The following is a 23,258-nucleotide window of genomic DNA, read 5'->3' as shown; positions in this document are numbered from 1 at the left end:
GAGGACAACCGTGGCTGTCGATCCCACGCTGCTGAGCATCCTGGCCTGCCCGCAGGACAAGGGGCCGCTGCTCCTCGTCGACGATTCGGTCCTCTACAACCCGCGGTTGCGCCGGGCGTATCCGATCGAGAACGGCATCCCCGTCCTCCTCGTCGACGAGGCCCGAGACGTGACCGACGCCGAACACGAGGACTATGTCGCGCGCGGGGTGGCCGGTTGGACCGAGGACCCGGTGACGGACTGACCGTGGCGTTCGAGCGGCTCACCGCGGTCGATCCGCTGAAGGCGGCCCACACGATCCTCGGTGCCACGCTGTGTGCGGGCGAGGTGGTGCTGCGGATCACGGAGGTGGAGGCCTACGGGGGCCCCGAGGACGGTCCCTGGCCCGATCCGGCGGCGCATTCCTACCGGGGACGTACGCCTCGGAACGCGGTGATGTTCGGCCCCGCGGGCCATCTCTACGTCTACCGCAGCTACGGGCTGCACCACTGCGCCAACATCTCGGTCGGAGCCGACGGAGTGGCTGCCGCCGTGCTGCTGCGAGGCGCGGAAGTCGTTGCGGGGGAGGAGACCGTCCGTGCCCGGCGAACGGCCGGGACTCCGGCGTCGAACCTCGCCCGCGGACCCGGCAACCTGGCCGAGGCTCTGGGACTGACGCTCGCGGACAACGGGATCGACGTGCTCGACGAAGGCGCCTCGGTGAGGCTCACCCTGGGGGACGCCGAGCGGGTCGCGGCGGGACCCCGCGTGGGTATCAGCGTCGCGGCCGAGCGGCCGTGGCGGCTGTGGATTCCGGGGGCGGTGGGCGTGTCGGCCTACCGGCGCAGCCCGCGCGCGCCGGCCGCTCCGCGCCGGATGGGATGATCGAGCAGTGACTGAGCACATCCTCGACGAACTGACCTGGCGCGGGCTGATCGCCCAATCGACCGACCTCGACACACTCCGCCGCGACCTCGACGCGGGCCCGGTCACGCTCTATGCCGGATTCGACCCGACCGGCCCCAGTCTGCACGCGGGTCACCTCGTGCCGTTGCTCGCACTCAAGCGCTTTCAGCGGGCGGGCCACCGGCCGATCGTGCTGGCCGGCGGCGCCACCGGCATGATCGGCGACCCGCGCGAGGTGGGGGAGCGGACCATGAACTCGGCGGACACGGTCGCCGAGTGGGCCGAACGCATCCGTGGGCAGCTCGAGCGGTTCGTCGACTTCGACGATTCCCCGACCAGCGCGATCGTCGTGAACAACGCCGACTGGACCTCCTCCCTCAGCGTCGTCGACTTCCTCCGCGATGTCGGCAAGCACTTCTCCGTCAACGTCATGCTCGCGCGCGACACCGTCAGACGCCGGCTCGAGGGCGACGGCATCTCGTACACCGAATTCAGCTACATGCTGCTCCAGGCCAACGACTACGTGCAGTTGCGTCGTCAGCACGGGTGCACCCTGCAGGTGGGTGGATCGGACCAGTGGGGCAACATCATCGCGGGCGTCGAGCTCAACCGGCGGACGGACGCCGCGGCAGTGCATGCGCTCACGGTCCCGCTCGTCACCTCCGCCGACGGAAAGAAATTCGGAAAGTCCACCGGCGGCGGAAGCCTGTGGCTCGATCCGCAGATGACCACCCCCTATGCCTGGTACCAGTACTTCGTCAACGCCGCGGATGCCGACGTCGTGAAGTACCTGCGGTGGTTCACCTTCCTGGATCAGGAGGAGCTCGCCGAACTCGAGACGGCGACGGCCGAGCGGCCGCACGCCCGTGAAGCGCAGCGCCGGCTCGCGGCCGAGATGACGACTCTCGTTCACGGAGAGGCGAACACTCGCGCGGTCGAACTGGCGAGTCGGGCGTTGTTCGGGCGAGGCGAGCTTTCGGAGCTGGACGAGGCGACCCTTTCCGCCGCCCTGGCAGAGGCTTCCGTCGCCGAGGTGCGCGACGGGCAACCCGACACGATCGTCGACCTGCTCGTCGCAACAGGTCTGTGCGAGAGCAAGGGCGCGGCCCGGCGCACGATCAAGGAAGGGGGCGCCTCCGTGAACAACCAGCGCGTCGCGTCCGAGGACTGGGTCCCGTCGAGTGCGGATCTTCTGCACGGTCGCTGGCTCGTGCTGCGGCGAGGCAAGCGCAACTTCGCCGGCGTCCGCGTCGAGCGCGGCTGACGAGAACGCCCTCACCCGCTGACGGGCCGCTGACCTGCGGGTTTGACGGCCCGTTAGCGGTGGCGTAACTTTGTCGTCGTTCGAGCGACACGGACACCGACCCGGACCGAGAGGTACGGAAGTTGGTTGTGTCCTGACCGACCGAACGGCCGACACGATGATCGCAGACGCTGATTGCGTAGGTGAACTCGGAGTGTTAGGATAGAACGGTTGCCCCGGAGCCGAACGCGAGAGCGCGAAGCGACGGTGTGTGCGTGTTCTTTGAGAACTCAACAGTGTGCCGATGAATGTCAGTGCCAAATTATTTTGGTGCGGCCACTTCACTTTTGTGGGGTGGTTGTTGCTGGCTGCCGCATTCTTCCGTCTGTGGTGGTCAGTGTTTTTGCTAGTTTGAGTTTTTTGCTAGTGATTCGGCTCTACGCTTATGGCTGATCGGCCCTTCGGGGTTTGATTGAGAGTCTTCAACGGAGAGTTTGATCCTGGCTCAGGACGAACGCTGGCGGCGTGCTTAACACATGCAAGTCGAACGATGAAGCCCAGCTTGCTGGGTGGATTAGTGGCGAACGGGTGAGTAACACGTGGGTGATCTGCCCTGCACTTCGGGATAAGCCTGGGAAACTGGGTCTAATACCGGATAGGACCTCGGGATGCATGTTCCGGGGTGGAAAGGTTTTCCGGTGCAGGATGGGCCCGCGGCCTATCAGCTTGTTGGTGGGGTAACGGCCCACCAAGGCGACGACGGGTAGCCGGCCTGAGAGGGCGACCGGCCACACTGGGACTGAGACACGGCCCAGACTCCTACGGGAGGCAGCAGTGGGGAATATTGCACAATGGGCGCAAGCCTGATGCAGCGACGCCGCGTGAGGGATGACGGCCTTCGGGTTGTAAACCTCTTTCAGTACCGACGAAGCGCAAGTGACGGTAGGTACAGAAGAAGCACCGGCCAACTACGTGCCAGCAGCCGCGGTAATACGTAGGGTGCGAGCGTTGTCCGGAATTACTGGGCGTAAAGAGCTCGTAGGCGGTTTGTCGCGTCGTCTGTGAAAACCCGCAGCTCAACTGCGGGCTTGCAGGCGATACGGGCAGACTTGAGTACTGCAGGGGAGACTGGAATTCCTGGTGTAGCGGTGAAATGCGCAGATATCAGGAGGAACACCGGTGGCGAAGGCGGGTCTCTGGGCAGTAACTGACGCTGAGGAGCGAAAGCGTGGGTAGCGAACAGGATTAGATACCCTGGTAGTCCACGCCGTAAACGGTGGGCGCTAGGTGTGGGTTTCCTTCCACGGGATCCGTGCCGTAGCTAACGCATTAAGCGCCCCGCCTGGGGAGTACGGCCGCAAGGCTAAAACTCAAAGGAATTGACGGGGGCCCGCACAAGCGGCGGAGCATGTGGATTAATTCGATGCAACGCGAAGAACCTTACCTGGGTTTGACATACACCGGACCGCCCCAGAGATGGGGTTTCCCTTGTGGTCGGTGTACAGGTGGTGCATGGCTGTCGTCAGCTCGTGTCGTGAGATGTTGGGTTAAGTCCCGCAACGAGCGCAACCCTTGTCCTGTGTTGCCAGCACGTAATGGTGGGGACTCGCAGGAGACTGCCGGGGTCAACTCGGAGGAAGGTGGGGACGACGTCAAGTCATCATGCCCCTTATGTCCAGGGCTTCACACATGCTACAATGGCCGGTACAGAGGGCTGCGATACCGCGAGGTGGAGCGAATCCCTTAAAGCCGGTCTCAGTTCGGATCGGGGTCTGCAACTCGACCCCGTGAAGTCGGAGTCGCTAGTAATCGCAGATCAGCAACGCTGCGGTGAATACGTTCCCGGGCCTTGTACACACCGCCCGTCACGTCATGAAAGTCGGTAACACCCGAAGCCGGTGGCCTAACCCCTCGTGGGAGGGAGCCGTCGAAGGTGGGATCGGCGATTGGGACGAAGTCGTAACAAGGTAGCCGTACCGGAAGGTGCGGCTGGATCACCTCCTTTCTAAGGAGCAACTCCTCGTGCACCCCGAGCAGTCGGGGACGGTAAACGCATGCAGGCAGAGCCATTTCGGATTCACACGTAATCCGGTGGTGCTCATGGGTGGAACGCTGACAGGTATTTTCTTCGTCACCGCCGGTCCGAGTGCCGGCGGGAAGAGAGTTATATCGGTGCACTGTTGGGTCCTGAGAGAACACGCGAGTGTTCGATCAGCGACGATGCCTGTCAAAGCTTCTGCCGGTCGGTGGGGTGAGTAGTGGGTGTTGTGTGTTGTTTGAGAACTGCACAGTGGACGCGAGCATCTTTGTTGTAAGTGTTTATGAGCGTACGGTGGATGCCTTGGCACCAGGAGCCGATGAAGGACGTGGGAGGCTGCGATATGCCTCGGGGAGCTGTCAACCGAGCTGTGATCCGAGGATTTCCGAATGGGGAAACCCAGCACGAGTGATGTCGTGTTACCCGCGCCTGAATATATAGGGCGTGTGGAGGGAACGTGGGGAAGTGAAACATCTCAGTACCCACAGGAAGAGAAAACAACATGTGATTCCGTGAGTAGTGGCGAGCGAAAGCGGAAGAGGCTAAACCGCGGGTGTGTGAGAGCTGGCAGGCGTTGCACTCGTGGGGTCGTGGGGCCCTTCTTCCCATCACTGTCATGGTGGGCGAGAGTAAGAAACCGGTGTGTTAGTCGAAGTGGTCTGGAACGGCCCGTCGTAGAGGGTGAGAATCCCGTAGACGAAAACATGCCGGCTCTCGTGGAGGGTGCCCGAGTAGCAGCGGGCCCGTGAAATCTGCTGTGAATCTGTCGGGACCACCCGATAAGCCTGAATACTCCCTGGTGACCGATAGCGGACTAGTACCGTGAGGGAAAGGTGAAAAGTACCCCGGGAGGGGAGTGAAATAGTACCTGAAACCGTGCGCTTACAATCCGTCGGAGCCTTCGAGCAGTTTGGTCTGCTGGGGGTGACGGCGTGCCTTTTGAAGAATGAGCCTGCGAGTTAGTGGCATGTCGCGAGGTTAACCCGTGTGGGGTAGTCGTAGCGAAAGCGAGTCCGAACAGGGCGTATCAGTGGCATGTTCTAGACCCGAAGCGGAGTGATCTACCCATGGCCAGGGTGAAGCGACGGTAAGACGTCGTGGAGGCCCGAACCCACTTAGGTTGAAAACTGAGGGGATGAGCTGTGGGTAGGGGTGAAAGGCCAATCAAACTCCGTGATAGCTGGTTCTCCCCGAAATGCATTTAGGTGCAGCGTCGCGTGTTTCTCACCGGAGGTAGAGCTACTGGATGGTCTAGGGGGCCCACAAGCTTACCGAAATCAGCCAAACTCCGAATGCCGGTGAGTGAGAGCGCGGCAGTGAGACTGCGGGGGATAAGCTTCGTAGTCGAGAGGGAAACAGCCCAGATCGCCGGCTAAGGCCCCTAAGCGTGTACTAAGTGGAAAAGGATGTGGGATCGCTGAGACAACCAGGAGGTTGGCTTAGAAGCAGCCACCCTTGAAAGAGTGCGTAATAGCTCACTGGTCAAGTGGTTCTGCGCCGACAATGTAGCGGGGCTCAAGTACACCGCCGAAGCCGCGGCACTCACACAACACCCACTCGTTTCTGCGGAGACGGGTGCAGTGGTGTGGGTGGGTAGGGGAGCGTCGTGCCGCCGGGGAAGCGCCGGAGTGATCCAGGTGTGGAGGCGGCGCGAGTGAGAATGCAGGCATGAGTAGCGAAAGACGAGTGAGAAACTCGTCCGCCGAATGACCAAGGGTTCCTGGGCCAGGTTAATCCGCCCAGGGTGAGTCGGGACCTAAGGCGAGGCCGACAGGCGTAGTCGATGGACAACGGGTTGATATTCCCGTACCCGTGTGAACGCGCCCCTGGTGAATCAGTGATGCTAACCGTCCTGAAGCCGGCCGGTTCCTTCGGGAATCGGTCGTGTGGATGCACGGGACCCGATCTGGTAGTAGCCAAGCGATGGGGTGACGCAGGAAGGTAGTGGGGCCGGTCAGTGGTTGTACCGGTGTAAGCCTGTAGGGCGTGACATAGGCAAATCCGTGTCGCACGAGCCTGAGAGGTGATGCGTAGCCGAATGAGGCGAATTCCATGATCCTATGCTGCCGAGAAAAGCCTCTAGCGAGCTTTCACACGGCCCGTACCCCAAACCGACACAGGTGGTCAGGTAGAGAATACCGAGGCGATCGAGAGAACTGTGGTTAAGGAACTCGGCAAAATGCCCCCGTAACTTCGGGAGAAGGGGGACCAGCCCTGGTGAAGACCTTCGCGGTCGGAGCTGGGGGTGGTCGCAGAGACCAGAGAGAAGCGACTGTTTACTAAAAACACAGGTCCGTGCGAAGTCGTAAGACGAGGTATACGGACTGACGCCTGCCCGGTGCTGGAAGGTTAAGAGGACCGGTCAGCGGAGCGATCCGCGAAGCTGAGAATTTAAGCCCCAGTAAACGGCGGTGGTAACTATAACCATCCTAAGGTAGCGAAATTCCTTGTCGGGTAAGTTCCGACCTGCACGAATGGCGTAACGACTTCTCTGCTGTCTCAACCACAGACTCGGCGAAATTGCATTACGAGTAAAGATGCTCGTTACGCGCGGCAGGACGAAAAGACCCCGGGACCTTCACTACAGCTTGGTATTGGTGTTCGGTTCGGTTTGTGTAGGATAGGTGGGAGACTGTGAAGCGGTGACGCCAGTTACCGTGGAGTCGTTGTTGAAATACCACTCTGATCGTATTGGACCTCTAACCTCGGACCCTGATCGGGTTCAGGGACAGTGCCTGGTGGGTAGTTTAACTGGGGCGGTTGCCTCCCAAAATGTAACGGAGGCGCCCAAAGGTTCCCTCAGCCTGGTTGGCAATCAGGTGTCGAGTGCAAGTGCACAAGGGAGCTTGACTGTGAGACCGACAGGTCGAGCAGGGACGAAAGTCGGGACTAGTGATCCGGCACCGGCATGTGGAAGCGGTGTCGCTCAACGGATAAAAGGTACCCCGGGGATAACAGGCTGATCTTCCCCAAGAGTCCATATCGACGGGATGGTTTGGCACCTCGATGTCGGCTCGTCGCATCCTGGGGCTGGAGTAGGTCCCAAGGGTTGGGCTGTTCGCCCATTAAAGCGGCACGCGAGCTGGGTTTAGAACGTCGTGAGACAGTTCGGTCTCTATCCGCCGCGCGCGTTAGAAACTTGAGGAAGGCTGTCCCTAGTACGAGAGGACCGGGACGGACGAACCTCTGGTGTGCCAGTTGTCCCGCCAGGGGCACGGCTGGTTGGCTACGTTCGGAAGGGATAACCGCTGAAAGCATCTAAGCGGGAAGCCTGTTCCAAGATGAGGTTTCTCACCCCCTTGAGGGGGTAAGGCCCCCGGCAGACCACCGGGTTGATAGGCCGGAACTGGAAGTGCGGCAACGCATGCAGGTGACCGGTACTAATAGGCCGAGGACTTACCACGAAGAAGCTACGCGTCCACTGTGCGGTATCTGAAACAGCACACACATCAGATACCGAAGCCCGACAAGGGTATTCGAGAACTCTGATGCGTGACGTTTCGCAGAGTTACGGCGGCCATAGCGACAGGGAAACGCCCGGTCCCATTCCGAACCCGGAAGCTAAGCCTGTCTGCGCCGATGGTACTGCACCCGACAGGGTGTGGGAGAGTAGGACACCGCCGAACACCCGTTACCGAGAGGGGACCCACCTGGTGGGTCCCCTCTCGTCGTTTTTCGTGAAAGGATTTTTCTGTGTCCGACAACAATGGTGAGCGTCGATCCTTCCGGGGTGGAGGGTCCACTCCCAGGTCGGGACGCGGAGACAGCGGCGAACGTCGCCAAGGCGGTGATCGGGGTCAGGCCCGCAGCGAGGACCGCCGGCAAGGATTCGCCGGCCGACCGGATCGCCGCGGCGAGGACCGCACGTTCCGCGGGGAACGCCGAAGTGAGGCACCCAAGGGCGCCGGGGACGACTCCCGGGAGGGCACCCGGTCCGAGCGACCCCGCAGCGACCGCCCGTCGGGAGACCGGCGAGACCGGCCCTACGGTGAACGGCGCGGCGAGCGTCCGCATCGAAGCACGAACGACGACCGCCGGGACGATCGGCGCACCGGTGACCGGCGTGACGATCGGACCCGGGATGATCGGCGCACCGGCACGTCCCGGGCCGGCCACGGACCCGAACAGCGGGACGGCAACGCCCCGCGCCGCCGCGGCGGCGAAGGCGGCTTCGGCCCGGGCCGGGGTCGGGAAGGCGTTCCCGCTGGACGTCGCGAATCTCGACCGGACGAGCCGGATCTTCCCGAAGACGTCGAGGCGTCGGAGCTCGATCCGACCATCCGCCGGGATCTGCTGAGCCTCGACAAGTCGAACGCCAACGCGGTGGCTCGGCACCTGGTCATGGCCGGCCGCCTCATCGACGACGACCCCCGTGTCGCCCTGGCTCATGCGCGTGCTGCGCGGCAGCGCGCCGGCCGCATCGCCGTGGTCCGGGAGGCAGCGGGCATCACCGCCTACCACGCCGGCGAATGGGCGGAGGCCCTGTCCGAGTTGCGGGCCGCTCGCCGGATGGCCGGTGGACCCGGATTGCTGGCGGTCATGGCGGACTGCGAGCGCGGACTCGGCCGACCGGAACGGGCGATCGAGCTGGGCCGTAGCGACGAGGCTCGGGCGCTGACCGGAGACGAGGCCACCGAACTGCGCATCGTCGTCGCGGGTGCCCGGATGGACCTGGGGCAGTTCGACCAGGCGGTGGTCACCCTGCAGACGCCGGAACTGGACGCCTCGCGCACCGGACCGTCCGCCGCGCGCCTGTTCTACGCGTATGCGGACGCGCTCGTGGCAGCGGGACGTACCGAGGACGGATTGAAGTGGTTCCTCAACGCCGCCGCCGCCGATCTGGAGGGGGACACCGACGCCGAGGAACGCGTCGCCGAGCTCACCGGAGAGGATCTGTGACCGGTACGCGCGCATCGTTGCGGACCCACTACGACGTCCTTCTGCTCGACCTGGACGGCACCGTCTACCGCGGCGCCGAAGCGGTGCCGGGCGCCCGCGAGGCCCTGTCCGAGGGGGCTGAGCGGTTGTTCTACGTCACCAACAACGCGAGCCGCCGCCCCGGTGAGGTCGCCAAACACCTGCGCGAACTCGGTTTCGCGGCCGACGAGTCGAACGTGGTCACCAGCTCCCAGTCCGCGGCCCGGCTGCTGGCGGAGCGGGTTCCGGCCGGCGCGCCGGTGCTGGTGGTCGGCACCGAAGCCCTCGTCGACGAGGTCGCCGGGGTCGGGCTGGTGCCGGTACGCTCCGCCGACGCCGACCCGGTGGCGGTCGTGCAGGGGCATTCCCCGGAAACCGGATGGGCCATTCTCGCCGAGGCGACGCTCGCACTGCGCTCCGGCGCGCTGTGGGTGGCGACGAACATCGACTCGACGCTGCCCACCGAGCGAGGTCTGGTGCTCGGGAACGGTTCCATGGTCGCGGCCCTGCGGTCGGCGACGGGACGTGAGCCGCTGGTGGCCGGCAAACCGGCCGCGCCACTGATCGAGGACGCCGTCGTGCGCAGCGGTGCCTCGCGTCCGCTCGTGGTCGGCGACCGGCTCGACACCGACATCGCCGGCGCGAATGCCGTCGGTGTCGATTCGCTACTGGTGCTGACCGGGGTGAGCACTGTCGCGGACCTGCTCCGGGCCCCGGCGGAGCAACGTCCCACCTATGTTGCGGACTCGCTCGCGAGTCTCGACGGCGAGGCCGCCGAGCTGCGGCCGGGCACGCGCGAGCCCCACGCGGTGTCGTTCGACGGTCGGGACGTGCATCTGGCCCCGCAACCGGCCGCGGACCCGATGGCTGCTCTTCGTGCCGTGCTCGACGTCGCCTGGTCCCATCCCGGCTTCGGTCGGGTCGTGGCGACGGACGACCTGCTGGCGCGGTGGGGAATGCCCCGCTGAGACCGTTCTGCGTGGTGTGCCGGTTCGTCACCGGCATGCACTAGCGTGGGCGATGATGAGCACGTCGATACCACGCCCAGGCGATCACCTTCCAGGCTCCCATCCGGGTATGGATCCTCGGTCGATCCACACCGATGTCGAGGGGCTGCTCACGCGTGCCCGCGACACCGCTGTCGGTGCGGCCGATCCGTCCGAGATCATCCCGCGGCAGGCGCAGCTGCTCGAACAGGCACACGACCTGCTCGTCCAGGCGCTCGCTACCGTGGACAAGATCTGACGTGGCCCGGCGAGCGCGAGTCGACGCGGAGCTGGTCCGTCGGGGCCTCGCCCGGTCCCGCGAGCACGCCGGCGAGCTGATCGCTGCGGGACGGGTCCTCGTCCACGGCACGGTCGCGACGAAGCCTGCGACGCAAGTCGATCCGGGGGCGCCCCTGTTGGTCACCGAGGTCGCCGACGAGGTGGAGTGGGCGTCACGAGGTGCTCACAAGCTGCTCGGCGCCCTCGAGGCGTTCACCGACCGGGGACTTCGGGTCGCCGGCCGGCGGTGTCTCGACGCCGGGGCCTCCACCGGGGGCTTCACGGACGTGCTGTTGCACGAGGGCGCACGGGAAGTCGTCGCCGTCGACGTGGGCTACGGCCAGCTGGTGTGGCGGCTGCAGTCCGACGACCGGGTCCGCGTGATCGATCGAACAAACGTGCGTAACATCGATGCGGACGCGATCGGGGGGCCGGTCGAGCTGGTGGTGGCGGATTTATCCTTCATCTCGCTGAAGCTGGTGCTTCCGGCGTTCGTGCGGTGCGTGACCGCGGGCGCAGATCTGCTACCCATGGTCAAACCGCAGTTCGAGGTCGGGAAGGAGCGGGTCGGCAGTGGCGGTGTCGTCCGGGCTGCGGCATTGCGGACCGAGGCGGTCCTCGACGTCGCGCGCGAAGCCCAGACTCTCGGGCTGCGTACCCTCGGGGCGGTGGCCAGTCCGCTGCCCGGTCCGTCCGGCAATGTCGAATACTTCCTGTGGCTGCGCGCCGGGGAACCGGGCCCGGCCGAGCCGGACGCGGACGTGGTCGAGCTGGTCGAACGAGCCGTGCAGGAAGGACCCCAGTGACCACAGATAGTGCAGCGCCCGGCCCGGAGCGCGCGACCCGCGAGGTCCTGCTCGTGTCCCACTCGGGACGGGTCGAGATCGCCGCGACGGCGCAGCGCACGGCGAAGATCTTCGGCGAGGCCGGCATCGGGCTGCGGGTGCTCGACGACGAGGTCGCCAGCACCGGTCTGGGTCCCCTGGCCGGACCCGAGGGCCGGGTCCGCATCGTCGAACCCGGACCGGACGCCGCCCGGGGTTGCGAGATGGTGATCGTGCTCGGCGGCGACGGCAGTTTCCTGCGCGCCGCCGAACTGGCCCAGTGCGCGACGGTGCCCGTGCTCGGAATCAACCTGGGACGCATCGGTTTCCTCGCCGAGGCCGAGACCGAGCATCTCGAGGAGGCGCTGGCACAGGTGGTGCGCCGCGAGTACCGGGTCGAGGAGCGGATGACGCTGGACGTCGCGATCCGGGTCGACGACGCGATCGTCGACCGGGGATGGGCGCTCAACGAGGCCAGCCTCGAGAACAAGTCCCGCCTGGGCGTGCTCGAGGTGGTGCTCGAGGTCGACGGTCGGCCGGTGTCGGCGTTCGGATGCGACGGAGTGCTGATCGCCACCCCGACCGGCTCGACCGCCTACGCGTTCTCCGCCGGCGGCCCGATCGTCTGGCCGGAACTCGAAGCGTTGCTGGTGATTCCCAGCAACGCCCACGCTCTGTTCGCCCGGCCCATGGTGACCAGCCCGGAATCGCTGATCGCCGTGGAGACCCTCGCCGGCAGCCACGACGGGCTGGTGTTCTGCGACGGCCGCCGCACCCTCGACCTGCCCGCGGGTGGGCGGCTCGAGGTGGTCCGCGGCAAGCATCCCGTGCGGTGGGTGCGCCTGGACTCGGCGCCGTTCGCCGACCGAATGGTGCGCAAGTTCGATCTTCCGGTGAAGGGCTGGCGGGGAAGGAGACTGTGAGGTGCTTGCCGAGATCCGGATCGACAATCTGGGGGTCATCTCCGAGGCGGGCGCCCAGTTCCACGGCGGTCTGACCGTCCTGACCGGCGAAACCGGAGCCGGCAAGACCATGGTCGTGACCAGCCTGCATCTACTGTCGGGGGTCCGCGCCGACCCTACCCGCGTCCGTGTCGGCGCCGCCCGCGCCGTCGTGGAGGGTCGGTTCTGCATCGACGCCGACGGCGGCTCGGGCGCGGCGGGCGCCGTGCCCAGCCACGTCGAGCGGGAGGTGGCGCGACTGCTCGAGACGACCGGCGCCCAGCGTGACGAGGACGGCAGCATCATCGCGGTCCGCACCGTCGGCAGCGACGGCCGCTCCCGCGCCCACCTCGGCGGTCGCAGTGTCCCGGTGGGGGTGCTCTCGGAGTTCACCGATCCGCTGCTGACCGTGCACGGCCAGAACGATCAGCTGCGGCTGCTGCGACCCGACCAGCAGCGCGCCGCGCTCGACCGGTTCGCCGGCAAGACGATCACGTCGCTGCTGTCGACGTACCAGGAACACCGCCGGCGCTGGCTGGCCGCGCGGGACGAACTACTCGAACGCACCGAGAAGTCCCGCGAACTCGCGCAGGAGGCGGACCGCCTGCGGTTCGCGCTCGACGAGATCGACGCGGTCGACCCGCAGCCGGGGGAGGACACCCGGATCGTGGCCGAGGTGCGCCGGCTCGGCGACCTCGATTCGCTGCGCGACTCCGCCCAGGGCGCACAGGCCGCGCTCGCCGGCGGCGACGGCGACGACGTGGGCGGCGCGGCGGCGCTGGATCTGCTCGGGGAGTCCCGGGCGCGCCTCGAGGCGGCCGAGGACCCCGCCCTGCGCGAGCTCGGGCCGCGGCTCGACGAGGCCATCGCCGTGGTCACCGACGTCGCGGGCGAGCTGTCCGGGTACCTGTCGGACCTGCCGTCCGATCCGGGTGTCCTCGAGACGTTGCTCGGCCGTCAGGCCGAGCTGAAATCGCTCACCCGCAAGTACGCCGCGGACATCGACGGCGTGCTCGCGTGGGCCCGCGACGCCCGTGATCGGTTGTCGCGGATCGACGTGTCCGCCGATGCGGTCGCCGAGCTCGCCGCACGCGCCGACCGTGAGGCGGCCGCGACCGCCGAAGCCGCCACCGCCCTCACCGCCGCCCGCAGGAAGGCTGCCGACAAGCTCGCCAAGGCGGTGAGCAAGGAGCTCTCCGGCCTGGCGATGGGACGGGCGAGTCTGGACGTGCAGGTGCGGGACCGGGAGGCGGGACCGCAGGACAGCGCACCTCTCGAGGTCGGCGGGCGGTTGCTGCACGCCGGCACGTCGGGTGTCGACGACGTCGAGTTCCGGCTCGCCGCGCACAGCGGCGCCCGGTCCCTGCCGATCGCCCGCAGCGCCTCCGGCGGCGAGCTCTCCCGCGTGATGCTCGCGCTCGAGGTGGTGCTGGCCGGATCCGAGCGCGGCGCCACGATGGTGTTCGACGAGGTCGATGCGGGGGTCGGCGGTCGCGCGGCGGTCGAGATCGGCCGGCGCCTGGCCCGGTTGTCCCGCACGCATCAGGTCATCGTGGTCACCCATCTACCGCAGGTCGCTGCATTCGCCGACACCCATCTCGTCGTCGACAAGGTCGACGACGCGGGCGGCGTCGTCAGCAGCGGGGTGCGCACCCTCACCGAGACCGAACGAGTCGCCGAACTCGCCCGCATGCTCGCCGGTCTCGGCGACACCGAGACGGGCCGGGCCCACGCCGAGGAACTGCTCGCCACCGCGCACGCCGAACGCCGGGGCTGATCCCGCCCCGGCGCGCCTCCGTTGCCCGACCGCGGCCCGGGTTCATCATCGATGCCATGAAGATGCCGGCGCTGCTGTCACGCAATAACGAAACGTTGCCCGGAGTGAGCGGCATTGCCCGGGTCGACAAGAACCAGACCAAGCTCCTGCGTCGGGTCGGTCCCGGCGACATCGTCGTTCTCGACGCCGTCGACATGGACCGCGTCACTGCCGACGCGCTCGTCGAGGCGGGAGTGACCGCCGTGGTCAACGCCTCGACGTCGATCACCGGCCGCTACCCGAACCTCGGCCCCGAGGTGCTCGTGGCCAACGGCATCGCCCTGATCGACAACACCGGTCCCGAGGTGTTCAAGAAGATCAAGGACGGCGCCAAGGTTCGCCTGCACGAGGGCGGGGTCTATTCCGGGGAGCGGCTGCTGATCCAGGGCGAGGAGCAGACCGAGACCGAGATCTCCGACCGCATGATCGAGGCGAAAACCGGTCTGGTCGACCACCTCGAGGCGTTCTCGGGCAACACCATCGAGTTCATCCGTTCGGAGAGCCCGCTGCTCATCGACGGGGTCGGAGTGCCCGACGTCGACGTGGACCTGCGCGACCGGCACGTGGTGGTGGTCGCGGACGGACCGGACCACGAGCAGGACCTGAAGAATCTCAAACCGTTCATCAAGGAGTACTCGCCGATCCTCGTCGGTGTCGGCACCGGCGCCGACACGCTCGTCCGCGCCGGGTACCGGCCGGATCTGATCGTCGGCGACCCGGACGAGATCGGCACCGAAACCCTCAAGTCCGGCGCCGAGGTGGTGCTGCCGGCCGATCACGACGGTCACGCGCCCGGTCTCGAACGGATCCAGGACCTGGGCATCGGCGCGATGACATTCCCCGCCACCGGCGCCCCCGCCGACCTGGCGCTGCTGCTCGCCGACCACCACGGCGCCGCCCTCGTCGTCACCGTCGGCAGCACCGTCTCGCTCGACGAGTTCTTCGACCAGGGCCGCCGTGACAGCAACCCGTCGGCGTTCATGACCCGGCTGAAGGTGGGCCCGAAACTGGTCGACGCCAAGGCCGTCGCCACCCTCTACCGCAGCCGCGTCTCCGGCGGGGTGATCGCCCTGCTGGTGTTCGCCGCGCTGATCGCCGTGATCGTCGCCCTGATCGTGTCCAACCTCGGCGGCGACGTCGTGGACTGGGCCGTGCAGAGCTGGGACAGCCTCGTGGTGTGGGTGCAGGGGCTGACCGCGTGATCTCGTTGCGTCACCACGCAATCTCGATCGCAGCAGTCTTCCTCGCCCTGGCCGTGGGCATCGCCCTCGGCTCCGGGCTGTTGTCGGACAGCGTCGTCGCCGGCCTGCGCGACGACCGGTCCGAGTTGCAGCGCCGGCTGCAGGACGCCGAGGACCGCACCAACGCGCTCACCGAGCAGCTCAACGCGGCGGACGGCTTCGACGCCGCCGTGTCCGGACGCATCGTGCGCGACACGCTCGCCGGTCGCACGGTGCTCATGATCGCCACCCCCGACACCGACCCGGCGGACCTGGACGCGGTGATCCGCACCGTCGAGGCCGCGGGCGCCGCCGTGACCGGCCGGATCTCGCTGACCGAGTCCTTCGTCGACGCCGCGGGCGCCGACCAGTTGCGCACCACCGTCACCAACGTCGTGCCCGCCGGGGTGCAGTTGCAGACCGGCGCCGTGGACCAGGGCAGCCTGGCCGGCGACCTGCTCGGCGCCGTGCTGCTCGTCGATCCGGCGAACGCGCAACCGCGCAGCACCCCCCAGGAACGCGACCTCGCCCTGTCCACGCTGCGCGGCGGCGGATTCGTCGCATACGACGACGGGACCGTCGAGCCCGCGCAGGCCGCGATCGTCGTCACCGGCGACGGGGAGGCCGGGGCCGAGGCCGGCGGTAACCGCGGCGCGCTGCTGGCCCGCTTCGCCGCCGCGTTCGACTCCCGGGGCGCCGGCACGGTCCTGGCCGGACGGCCCGGCGCCGCCGTCGGCAACGGGGCCGTTGCCGTGGTGCGGGCCGACGCGGCGCTGTCGGCCGGTCTGTCCACGGTCGACACCGTCGACCGCGAATCCGGCCGTATCACCACGGTGCTGGCGCTGCAGGAACAGCTCGCCGGGGTGTCGGGCCGGTACGGAACCGGGCCCAACGCCGGCGCCGTCACCGTCGGAACCGCCGCCCGCTGACGGGGCGCGCCGCGGCGGACGGTGTGATCCCCGTCCGATCCGGGCGAGTCGTGTACGCGGGACCCGCGGCAGGTGTTACCGTGAAGTTCCGTGGGTCGTGCAGGCCCCAGTTGTTCCGTCATCAGTCCGAAGTCCTGCACCAGACGTCACGGGAGCTTCTTTGCCACAGTCACGCCACTCGCGTACCGCCACCAAGCACATCTTCGTCAGTGGGGGTGTCGCCTCCTCGTTGGGCAAGGGGCTGACGGCATCGAGCCTGGGCGCTCTTCTCACCGCGCGCGGAATGCGCGTGACCATGCAGAAGCTCGACCCCTACCTGAATGTCGATCCCGGCACCATGAACCCCTTCCAGCACGGCGAGGTCTTCGTCACCGAGGACGGCGCCGAAACCGACCTGGACGTGGGCCACTACGAACGCTTCCTCGACCGCGATCTCAACGCCGCCGCCAACGTCACCACCGGCCAGATCTACTCCACGGTCATCGCCAAGGAGCGGCGCGGCGAGTACCTCGGCGACACCGTCCAGGTGATCCCGCACATCACCGACGAGATCAAGAACCGGATCATGGCGATGGCCGGCCCCGACAAGGACGGCAACGTTCCCGACGTGGTCATCACCGAGATCGGGGGAACCGTCGGCGACATCGAGTCCCAGCCCTTCCTCGAAGCGGCTCGCCAGGTCCGCCACGACGTCGGTCGCGGCAACGTCTTCTTCCTGCACGTCTCCCTCGTGCCCTACCTGGCCCCGTCGGGCGAGCTGAAGACCAAGCCCACCCAGCACTCGGTGGCGGCGCTGCGCAACATCGGCATCCAGCCCGACGCGCTGGTGCTGCGCTGCGATCGGGAGGTCCCCGCCGCCCTCAAGGCGAAGATCGCGCTGATGTGCGACGTGGACGTCGACGGCTGCATCTCCTGCCCCGACGCCCCGTCGATCTACGACATCCCCAAGGTCCTGCACCGCGAAGGCCTGGACGCCTACGTCGTCCGCCAGCTCGGCCTGCCGTTCCGCGACGTGGACTGGACCGTGTGGGGTGATCTGCTCGACCGGGTGCACCAGCCCCGCGAGACCGTGCGGGTCGCCCTCGTCGGCAAGTACGTCGACCTGCCCGACGCCTACCTGTCGGTCACCGAGGCGTTGCGGGCCGGTGGGTTCGCACACCGCGCCAAGGTCGACATCCGCTGGGTGCCCTCCGACGACTGCGAAACCGAGGCCGGCGCCCAGGCCGCGCTCGGCGACGTGGACGCGGTCCTGATCCCCGGCGGCTTCGGCATCCGCGGCATCGAAGGCAAACTCGGCGCGATCCGCTACGCCCGCACCCGCAAGATCCCGCTGCTCGGCCTGTGCCTGGGCCTGCAGTGCGTGGTCATCGAAGCGGCCCGCTCGGTCGGCATCGCCGACGCGAACTCCGCCGAATTCGACCCCGACACCACCCACCCGGTGATCTCCACGATGGCCGATCAGGAGCAGGCCGTCGCGGGAGAAGCCGACCTGGGCGGCACGATGCGGCTCGGCTCCTACCCGGCCGTGCTCACCAAGGGCTCGGTCGTCGCGCGTGCCTACGGCAGCGAACGGGTCTCCGAGCGGCATCGCCACCGCTACGAGGTCAACAACGCCTACCGCGACCGGATCGCCAAGTCGGGCCTGACCTTCTCGGGCACCTCCCCGGACGGGCATCTCGTCGAGTTCGTCGAATACCCCGCCGACGTGCACCCGTTCTTCGTGGCCACCCAGGCGCATCCCGAGCTCAAGAGCCGCCCCACCCGGCCGCACCCGCTGTTCTCCGCATTCGTCGCGGCCGCGCTGCGGTACAAGGCCGCCGAGCGGCTGCCGGTGGACGTGCACGGCGACGACGCCGACCACGCCCTGGTCGACGGCGGCGCCGCGGCGCCGACCGTGTCCGAGGACGCCACCGTGTCCGAGAACGCCACCGCCGGCGGCAAGTAGCCGACCGTGACGCAGCGACACGAGTTCCGGACACTGTCCACACGCCGGATCCACACCGGCGCCATCGTGTCGCTGCGCGTGGACCGGGTCGCCATGCCCGACGGGCACGAGGCCGAGCGGGAGGTGGTCGAACACCACGGCGCCGTCGCGATCGCCGCGGTCGACGCACAGGATCGGCTGATCCTCATCCACCAGTACCGCCACCCGCTCGGCCACCGCCTCTGGGAGCTGCCCGCCGGGCTGCTCGACGCGCCCGGCGAGGACCCGCTCGACGCGGCCCGCCGGGAACTCACCGAGGAGACCGGCCTGGCCGCCGCCCGCTGGGACCTGCTCGTCGACCTCGCCCTGTCCCCGGGGTTCACCGACGAGGCCGTGCGCGTATACGCGGCCCGGGACCTGTCCACCGCCGACCGGCCCGACCCCGAACACGAGGAGGCGGACCTCGAGATCCGCCGGGTCCCCGTCGACGAGGCCGTCGCCATGGTGCTCGGCGGACAGATCGTCAACGCCACCGCGGTCGCCGGAATCCTCGCTCTCGCCGCCACCCGCCGCGACGGGGCCCTGCGTCCCGCCGACGCCGAGTGGCCCGACCGGCCCCGCGCCCTGCTGCGCACCAAGAGCCTCGGGAACTGACGCCGTGCTGGCCCGACAGCTCGACGCCTACCTCGACCACCTCACCGTCGAACGCGGGGCCGCCCCCAACACCCTCGCCTCCTACCGCCGCGACCTCACCCGATACCTCGAACACCTCACCGACCTCGGCATCGCCGACCTCGCCGAGGTGCGCGAGGAACACGTCGGCGACTTCGTCACCGCGCTGCGCCGCGGCGACCCCGAACGCGGCAGGCCCGCCCTCGCCGCGAGCTCCGCCGCCCGAGCCCTCGTCGCCGTGCGCGGCCTGCACCGCTTCGCCACCACCGAAGGCCGCACCCCCGTCGACGTCGCCCGCGCCGTCAAACCCCCCGCCGCGGGCCGGCGCCTGCCGAAGGCCCTGCCGGTCGCCGACGTATCGGCCATCCTCGACGCCGCAGGCACCGGTGCCGACGGACCCCGGGACCTGCGCGACCGGGCGCTGCTCGAACTGCTGTACTCCACCGGCGCGCGCATCTCCGAGGCCGTCGGCCTCGACGTCGACGACCTCGACACCACCCACCGGTCGGTGCTGCTGCGCGGCAAGGGCGGCAAGCAACGCGTCGTACCGGTCGGCCGCCCCGCACTGGCCGCCGTCGACGCCTATCTGGTCCGCGGCCGCCCCGCCCTGGCCACCGGACACACCCCGGCCCTGTTCCTCAACGCCCGAGGGGGCCGACTGTCCCGGCAGAGCGCCTGGCAGGTACTGCAGACCGCCGCCGGCCGGGCCGGAATCACCGCCGCCGTCTCCCCGCACACCCTGCGCCACTCCTTCGCCACCCACCTCCTCGACGGCGGCGCCGACGTGCGCGTGGTGCAGGAACTCCTCGGCCACGCCTCGGTGACCACCACCCAGATCTACACGCAGGTCACAGCCGGTGCGCTGCGCGAAGTATGGGCCGGGGCCCACCCCCGCGCCCGGTAGCCACCACGGCGGCAGGGCGTGTCCACGGCGCCATCGCACCATCCGAAGCGGTAGCGTTGACCCGACAGCCGAGCGAGCAGGACAGGGGGAGCAGGGGACAGTGGCGACACCACAACCGCCCGCAGCGGACACAGCGCCCGCGGCGGACACAGCGCCCGCCGCGAACACAGCGCCGGCCTCGCAGCACGCCCTGCTCCACGGCCGCCCCGACGTCGACGCGGCCCACACCGACCCGGACCCCACCCACACCGCGGAACCCGAAGCCGAACTCGGCCCCACCGGACGACCCCGCCGGTACGTCCCGGAACCGCAGCCGCTGCCCGGTCACGGACCCGCGAAGATCATCGCGATGTGCAACCAGAAGGGCGGGGTCGGCAAGACCACCTCCACTATCAACCTCGGCGCCTCCCTCGCCGAATACGGCCGTCGCGTCCTGCTCGTCGACCTCGACCCCCAGGGCGCCCTGTCCGCCGGACTCGGCGTCGCCCACCACGACCTCGACCTGACCGTGCACAACCTGCTCGTCGAACGCGGAATCTCCGTCGACGACGTCCTACTGCACACCCGGGTCGAAGGACTGGACCTGCTACCGAGCAACATCGACCTGTCCGCCGCCGAAATCCAGCTCGTCTCCGAGGTCGGCCGCGAACAAGCCCTCGGCCGAGCCCTGTACCCCGTCCTCGACCGCTACGACTACATCCTCGTCGACTGCCAGCCGTCCCTCGGCCTGCTCACCGTCAACGCCCTCGCCTGCGCCGACGCGGTCATCATCCCGATGGAATGCGAGTACTTCAGCCTGCGCGGACTGGCCCTGCTCAACGACACCGTCGACAAGGTGCGCGACCGGCTCAACCCCAAGCTCAGCCTCGCCGGGATCCTCGTGACCATGTTCGACTCCCGCACCCTGCACGCCCGCGAGGTGATGTCCCGCGTCGTCGAGGTCTTCGGCGACCTCGTCTACGACAGCGTCATCGCCCGCACCGTCCGGTTCCCCGAAACCAGCGTCGCCGGCGAACCCATCACCACCTGGGCGCCGAAATCCGCCGGCGCCGAGTCCTACCGGGCCCTGGCCCGCGAAGTGATCCACCGCTCCGGCCGATAACCCGTGACCGTGGACAACCCAGGCCCGACCCCACCGGATCCGGCCCAGCCCGCCGCGACCCCCGCGGGATTCCAAGTACGACTGCGCAACTTCGAAGGCCCCTTCGACCTGCTGCTCACCCTGATCTCCCAGCACCGCCTCGACGTCACCGAAGTCGCCCTGCACGAGGTCACCGACGAATTCATCGCCTACACCCGCGCCCTCGGCCCCCGGATGGGGCTCGACCAGACCACCGAATTCCTCGTCGTCGCCGCCACCCTGCTCGACCTCAAGGCCGCTCGCCTCCTGCCCTCGGGCGACGTCGACGACCCCGAGGACCTCGCCCTGCTCGAGGCCCGCGACCTGCTCTTCGCCCGCCTGCTGCAGTACCGCGCCTTCAAACAGATCGCCGACCGGTTCGCCGAGTTCGAAGCCGCCGCCCTGCGCCGCTACCCCCGCACGGTCGCACTCGAACCGCAGTACGAAAACCTGCTGCCCGAGGTCGTCCTCGGCGTCGACGCGACCCGGTTCGCCGAGATCGCCGCCGCCGCCTTCCGGCCCAAACCGCCCCCGCGCGTCGGCCTCGACCACCTCCACACCCCCCGCGTCTCCGTCCCGGAACAGGCCGCCCGCCTGCTCACCCTGCTGCGCGCCCTCGGCGCCGGCACCTGGGCCACCTTCGGTCACCTCGTCGCCGAATGCGACAACGGCCTCCAGGTCGTCGCCCGGTTCCTCGCACTGCTCGAGCTCTACCGCGAACGAGCCGTCACCTTCGACCAACCCGAACCGCTCGGACCGCTGCACGTGGCCTGGACCGGTGAGAACGACGACACCGTCACCACATTCGAGGAGGACTACGGGTGAGCAGCGCCACACCGGACCCCGATGCGCACGGACTCGACGCGGAACTGCTCGAGATGAGCGACGACGAACTCGCCGCCGCCCTCGAAGCACTGCTGCTCGTCGTCGACACCCCCGCACCCAACGCCCAGCTCGCCGACGCGATCGGCGTCACCGCCACCCGCGTCGAGACCACCCTGCACCGCATGGCCGCCGACCTCGACGCGCGCGGCTCCGGCATCGACCTGCGCTACGCCGGCGACGGCTGGCGCTTCTACACCCGCCGCGACTACGCCCCCTACGTCGAACGACTCCTGCAGGGCGGCGCCCGCACCAAACTCACCCGCGCCGCCCTCGAGACCCTCGCCGTCGTCGCCTACCGCCAGCCCGTCACCCGCGCCCGCGTCAGCGCGGTGCGCGGCGTCAACGTCGACGGCGTCATGCGCACCCTCCTCGCCCGCGACCTGATCGCCGAGGACGGCACCGACCCCGAGACCGGCGGCACCCGCTACGTCACCACCGAACTGTTCCTCGAACGCCTCGGACTGGCCTCCCTGCACGATCTGCCGCCGCTCGCGCCACTGCTCCCGGACGTCGATGTGATCGACGACATCAGCGAAAGTCTCGAGGCCGACCCACGATTTGCGAGAATGGGAAGGAACCCGCGCACCGAGGTCCCCTCGCCCGCGCCGTTCGATCCCGATTGAGACAGGAAAAAAGTGCACAAGCCCGCTCGCCGTGATGGCACACCGGACCGCAGAAAGACCAACTCCCGCGCAGGGAACCCACCCCGCGAACGCCGGGGCGAACCCGCCGCCCGCGCGGCCACATCGAAGCCCGCCGCCGGCGCGGCCACACCGAAGAAGGCACACCGCAAGGGCGACACCCCGCTCAACAAGCGCGGCCGTCCCGCCGCCCCCAAGCCCCAGGCCCAGCGCCCCGCGGCCCTGCCCAAGATCAGCAACGCCAGACCCGCCCGGCACCAGCACGCTGCCGAACGCCCGCAACTGCCCGCCGGCGAAGGCGTGCGCCTGCAGAAGGTCCTCGCCCAGGCCGGAGTCGCGTCCCGCCGGGCCGCCGAAGAACTCATCGCCGCCGGCCGCGTCGAGGTCGACGGCGCCATCGTCACCGAGCAGGGCCTGCGCGTGGACCCCGAGAACGCCGTGATCCGCGTCGACGGCATCCGCGTCGTCGTCGACAAGGACCTCGTCCACCTCGTGCTCAACAAGCCCCGCGGCTGGCAGTCCACCATGTCCGACGACCTCGGCCGCCCCTGCGTCGGCGACATCGTCTCCGAACGCGTCGCCGCCGGCCAGCGCCTCTTCCACGTCGGCCGGCTCGACGCCGACACCGAAGGACTGCTGCTGCTCACCAACGACGGTGAACTCGCCCACCGGCTCATGCACCCCTCCTACGAGGTGACCAAGACCTACCTCGCCACTGTCAAGGGCGTCCTTCCGCGCGGCATCGGCAAGCAGCTGCGCGCCGGCGTCGAACTCGACGACGGCCCCGCCAAGGTCGACTCCTTCGCGCTCCTCCAGGTCAACGAGGGCCAATCCCTGGTCCGCCTCGAACTGCACGAAGGCCGCAAGCACATCGTGCGCCGGTTGCTCGACGCCGTCGGCCACCCCGTGATCCGCCTCGTGCGCACCGACATCGGCCCCGTCGCGCTCGGCGACCAGCGACCCGGCACCCTGCGGGTGCTCGGCCGCAAGGAAGTCGGCGGCCTCTACCAGGCGGTGGGCCTGTGAGCTCGCTC

At 68.2% G+C, this 23,258-nt stretch carries 18 protein-coding genes and 3 rRNA genes; all 21 read left to right on the top strand.

The window, feature by feature from the left end:
- The first annotated feature begins 10 nt into the window (after positions 1-10).
- On the top strand, positions 11-244 hold the full coding sequence (locus ACWPQI_RS12850; protein WP_010595386.1) for a Trm112 family protein: 234 nt from the start codon (positions 11-13) through the stop codon (positions 242-244).
- A gap of 2 nt (positions 245-246) precedes the next feature.
- Positions 247-864 (top strand): DNA-3-methyladenine glycosylase, encoded by a 618-nt coding sequence (locus tag ACWPQI_RS12845; protein ID WP_010595387.1) that lies wholly within the window; start codon positions 247-249, stop codon positions 862-864.
- A 7-nt stretch (positions 865-871) separates the two neighbouring features.
- On the top strand, positions 872-2,149 hold the full coding sequence (gene tyrS / locus ACWPQI_RS12840) for a tyrosine--tRNA ligase (RefSeq protein ID WP_474738360.1): 1,278 nt from the start codon (positions 872-874) through the stop codon (positions 2,147-2,149).
- A gap of 461 nt (positions 2,150-2,610) precedes the next feature.
- Positions 2,611-4,133: ribosomal RNA gene (locus ACWPQI_RS12835) — 16S ribosomal RNA — on the top strand.
- A 304-nt stretch (positions 4,134-4,437) separates the two neighbouring features.
- Positions 4,438-7,570 (top strand): 23S ribosomal RNA (locus ACWPQI_RS12830).
- Positions 7,571-7,675: 105 nt separating this feature from the next.
- Positions 7,676-7,792: ribosomal RNA gene (gene rrf / locus ACWPQI_RS12825) — 5S ribosomal RNA — on the top strand.
- Together the 16S, 23S and 5S rRNA genes form the textbook arrangement of a ribosomal RNA operon.
- Positions 7,793-7,859: 67 nt before the next feature.
- A complete protein-coding gene (locus ACWPQI_RS12820; protein ID WP_072786395.1) occupies positions 7,860-9,065 on the top strand; it encodes a tetratricopeptide repeat protein in 1,206 nt (401 codons plus the stop codon).
- Positions 9,062-10,051 carry an HAD-IIA family hydrolase gene (locus ACWPQI_RS12815; RefSeq protein ID WP_048773824.1) on the top strand — a complete coding sequence of 330 codons (990 nt, stop codon included), beginning with the start codon at positions 9,062-9,064 and terminating at the stop codon, positions 10,049-10,051. The genes ACWPQI_RS12820 and ACWPQI_RS12815 overlap by 4 nt, the downstream gene beginning before the upstream one ends.
- A 109-nt stretch (positions 10,052-10,160) precedes the next feature.
- On the top strand, positions 10,161-10,328 hold the full coding sequence (locus ACWPQI_RS12810) for a hypothetical protein (protein WP_010596551.1): 168 nt from the start codon (positions 10,161-10,163) through the stop codon (positions 10,326-10,328).
- A 1-nt stretch (position 10,329) separates the two neighbouring features.
- Positions 10,330-11,154, top strand: a complete 825-nt coding sequence (locus ACWPQI_RS12805) for a TlyA family RNA methyltransferase (protein ID WP_010596550.1) — start codon at positions 10,330-10,332, stop codon at positions 11,152-11,154.
- Positions 11,151-12,095: an NAD kinase gene (locus ACWPQI_RS12800; protein WP_010596549.1), complete on the top strand. Its 945-nt coding sequence runs from the start codon at positions 11,151-11,153 to the stop codon at positions 12,093-12,095. The genes ACWPQI_RS12805 and ACWPQI_RS12800 overlap by 4 nt, the downstream gene beginning before the upstream one ends.
- A 1-nt stretch (position 12,096) precedes the next feature.
- On the top strand, positions 12,097-13,890 hold the full coding sequence (gene recN, locus ACWPQI_RS12795) for a DNA repair protein RecN (RefSeq protein WP_017682149.1): 1,794 nt from the start codon (positions 12,097-12,099) through the stop codon (positions 13,888-13,890).
- Positions 13,891-13,946: 56 nt separating this feature from the next.
- Positions 13,947-15,131 carry a putative cytokinetic ring protein SteA gene (gene steA / locus ACWPQI_RS12790; RefSeq protein WP_010596547.1) on the top strand — a complete coding sequence of 395 codons (1,185 nt, stop codon included), beginning with the start codon at positions 13,947-13,949 and terminating at the stop codon, positions 15,129-15,131.
- On the top strand, positions 15,128-16,078 hold the full coding sequence (locus ACWPQI_RS12785) for a copper transporter (protein WP_010596546.1): 951 nt from the start codon (positions 15,128-15,130) through the stop codon (positions 16,076-16,078). Before steA ends, ACWPQI_RS12785 begins: the two co-directional genes overlap by 4 nt.
- Positions 16,079-16,238: 160 nt before the next feature.
- A complete protein-coding gene (locus tag ACWPQI_RS12780) occupies positions 16,239-18,023 on the top strand; it encodes a CTP synthase (protein WP_026138095.1) in 1,785 nt (594 codons plus the stop codon).
- A gap of 6 nt (positions 18,024-18,029) precedes the next feature.
- Positions 18,030-18,656, top strand: coding sequence for an NUDIX domain-containing protein (locus ACWPQI_RS12775; protein ID WP_048773822.1), 627 nt, complete (start codon positions 18,030-18,032; stop codon positions 18,654-18,656).
- Positions 18,657-18,660: 4 nt separating this feature from the next.
- Positions 18,661-19,578: a site-specific tyrosine recombinase XerD gene (xerD, locus tag ACWPQI_RS12770; RefSeq protein ID WP_010596543.1), complete on the top strand. Its 918-nt coding sequence runs from the start codon at positions 18,661-18,663 to the stop codon at positions 19,576-19,578.
- A gap of 100 nt (positions 19,579-19,678) precedes the next feature.
- Positions 19,679-20,680 (top strand): ParA family protein, encoded by a 1,002-nt coding sequence (locus ACWPQI_RS12765; RefSeq protein ID WP_010596542.1) that lies wholly within the window; start codon positions 19,679-19,681, stop codon positions 20,678-20,680.
- A 3-nt stretch (positions 20,681-20,683) separates the two neighbouring features.
- A complete protein-coding gene (locus tag ACWPQI_RS12760; RefSeq protein ID WP_010596541.1) occupies positions 20,684-21,523 on the top strand; it encodes a segregation and condensation protein A in 840 nt (279 codons plus the stop codon).
- Positions 21,520-22,206, top strand: a complete 687-nt coding sequence (gene scpB, locus ACWPQI_RS12755) for an SMC-Scp complex subunit ScpB (RefSeq protein WP_010596540.1) — start codon at positions 21,520-21,522, stop codon at positions 22,204-22,206. The genes ACWPQI_RS12760 and scpB overlap by 4 nt, the downstream gene beginning before the upstream one ends.
- Positions 22,207-22,218: 12 nt before the next feature.
- Positions 22,219-23,250, top strand: a complete 1,032-nt coding sequence (locus ACWPQI_RS12750) for a pseudouridine synthase (protein WP_017682153.1) — start codon at positions 22,219-22,221, stop codon at positions 23,248-23,250.
- The last annotated feature ends 8 nt before the right edge of the window (positions 23,251-23,258 follow it).

Source organism: Rhodococcus sp. LMD (assembly GCF_056108245.1).
The sequence above is the reverse complement of the archived record's forward strand: the minus strand, read 5'-3'. Positions and strand labels throughout refer to the sequence as shown.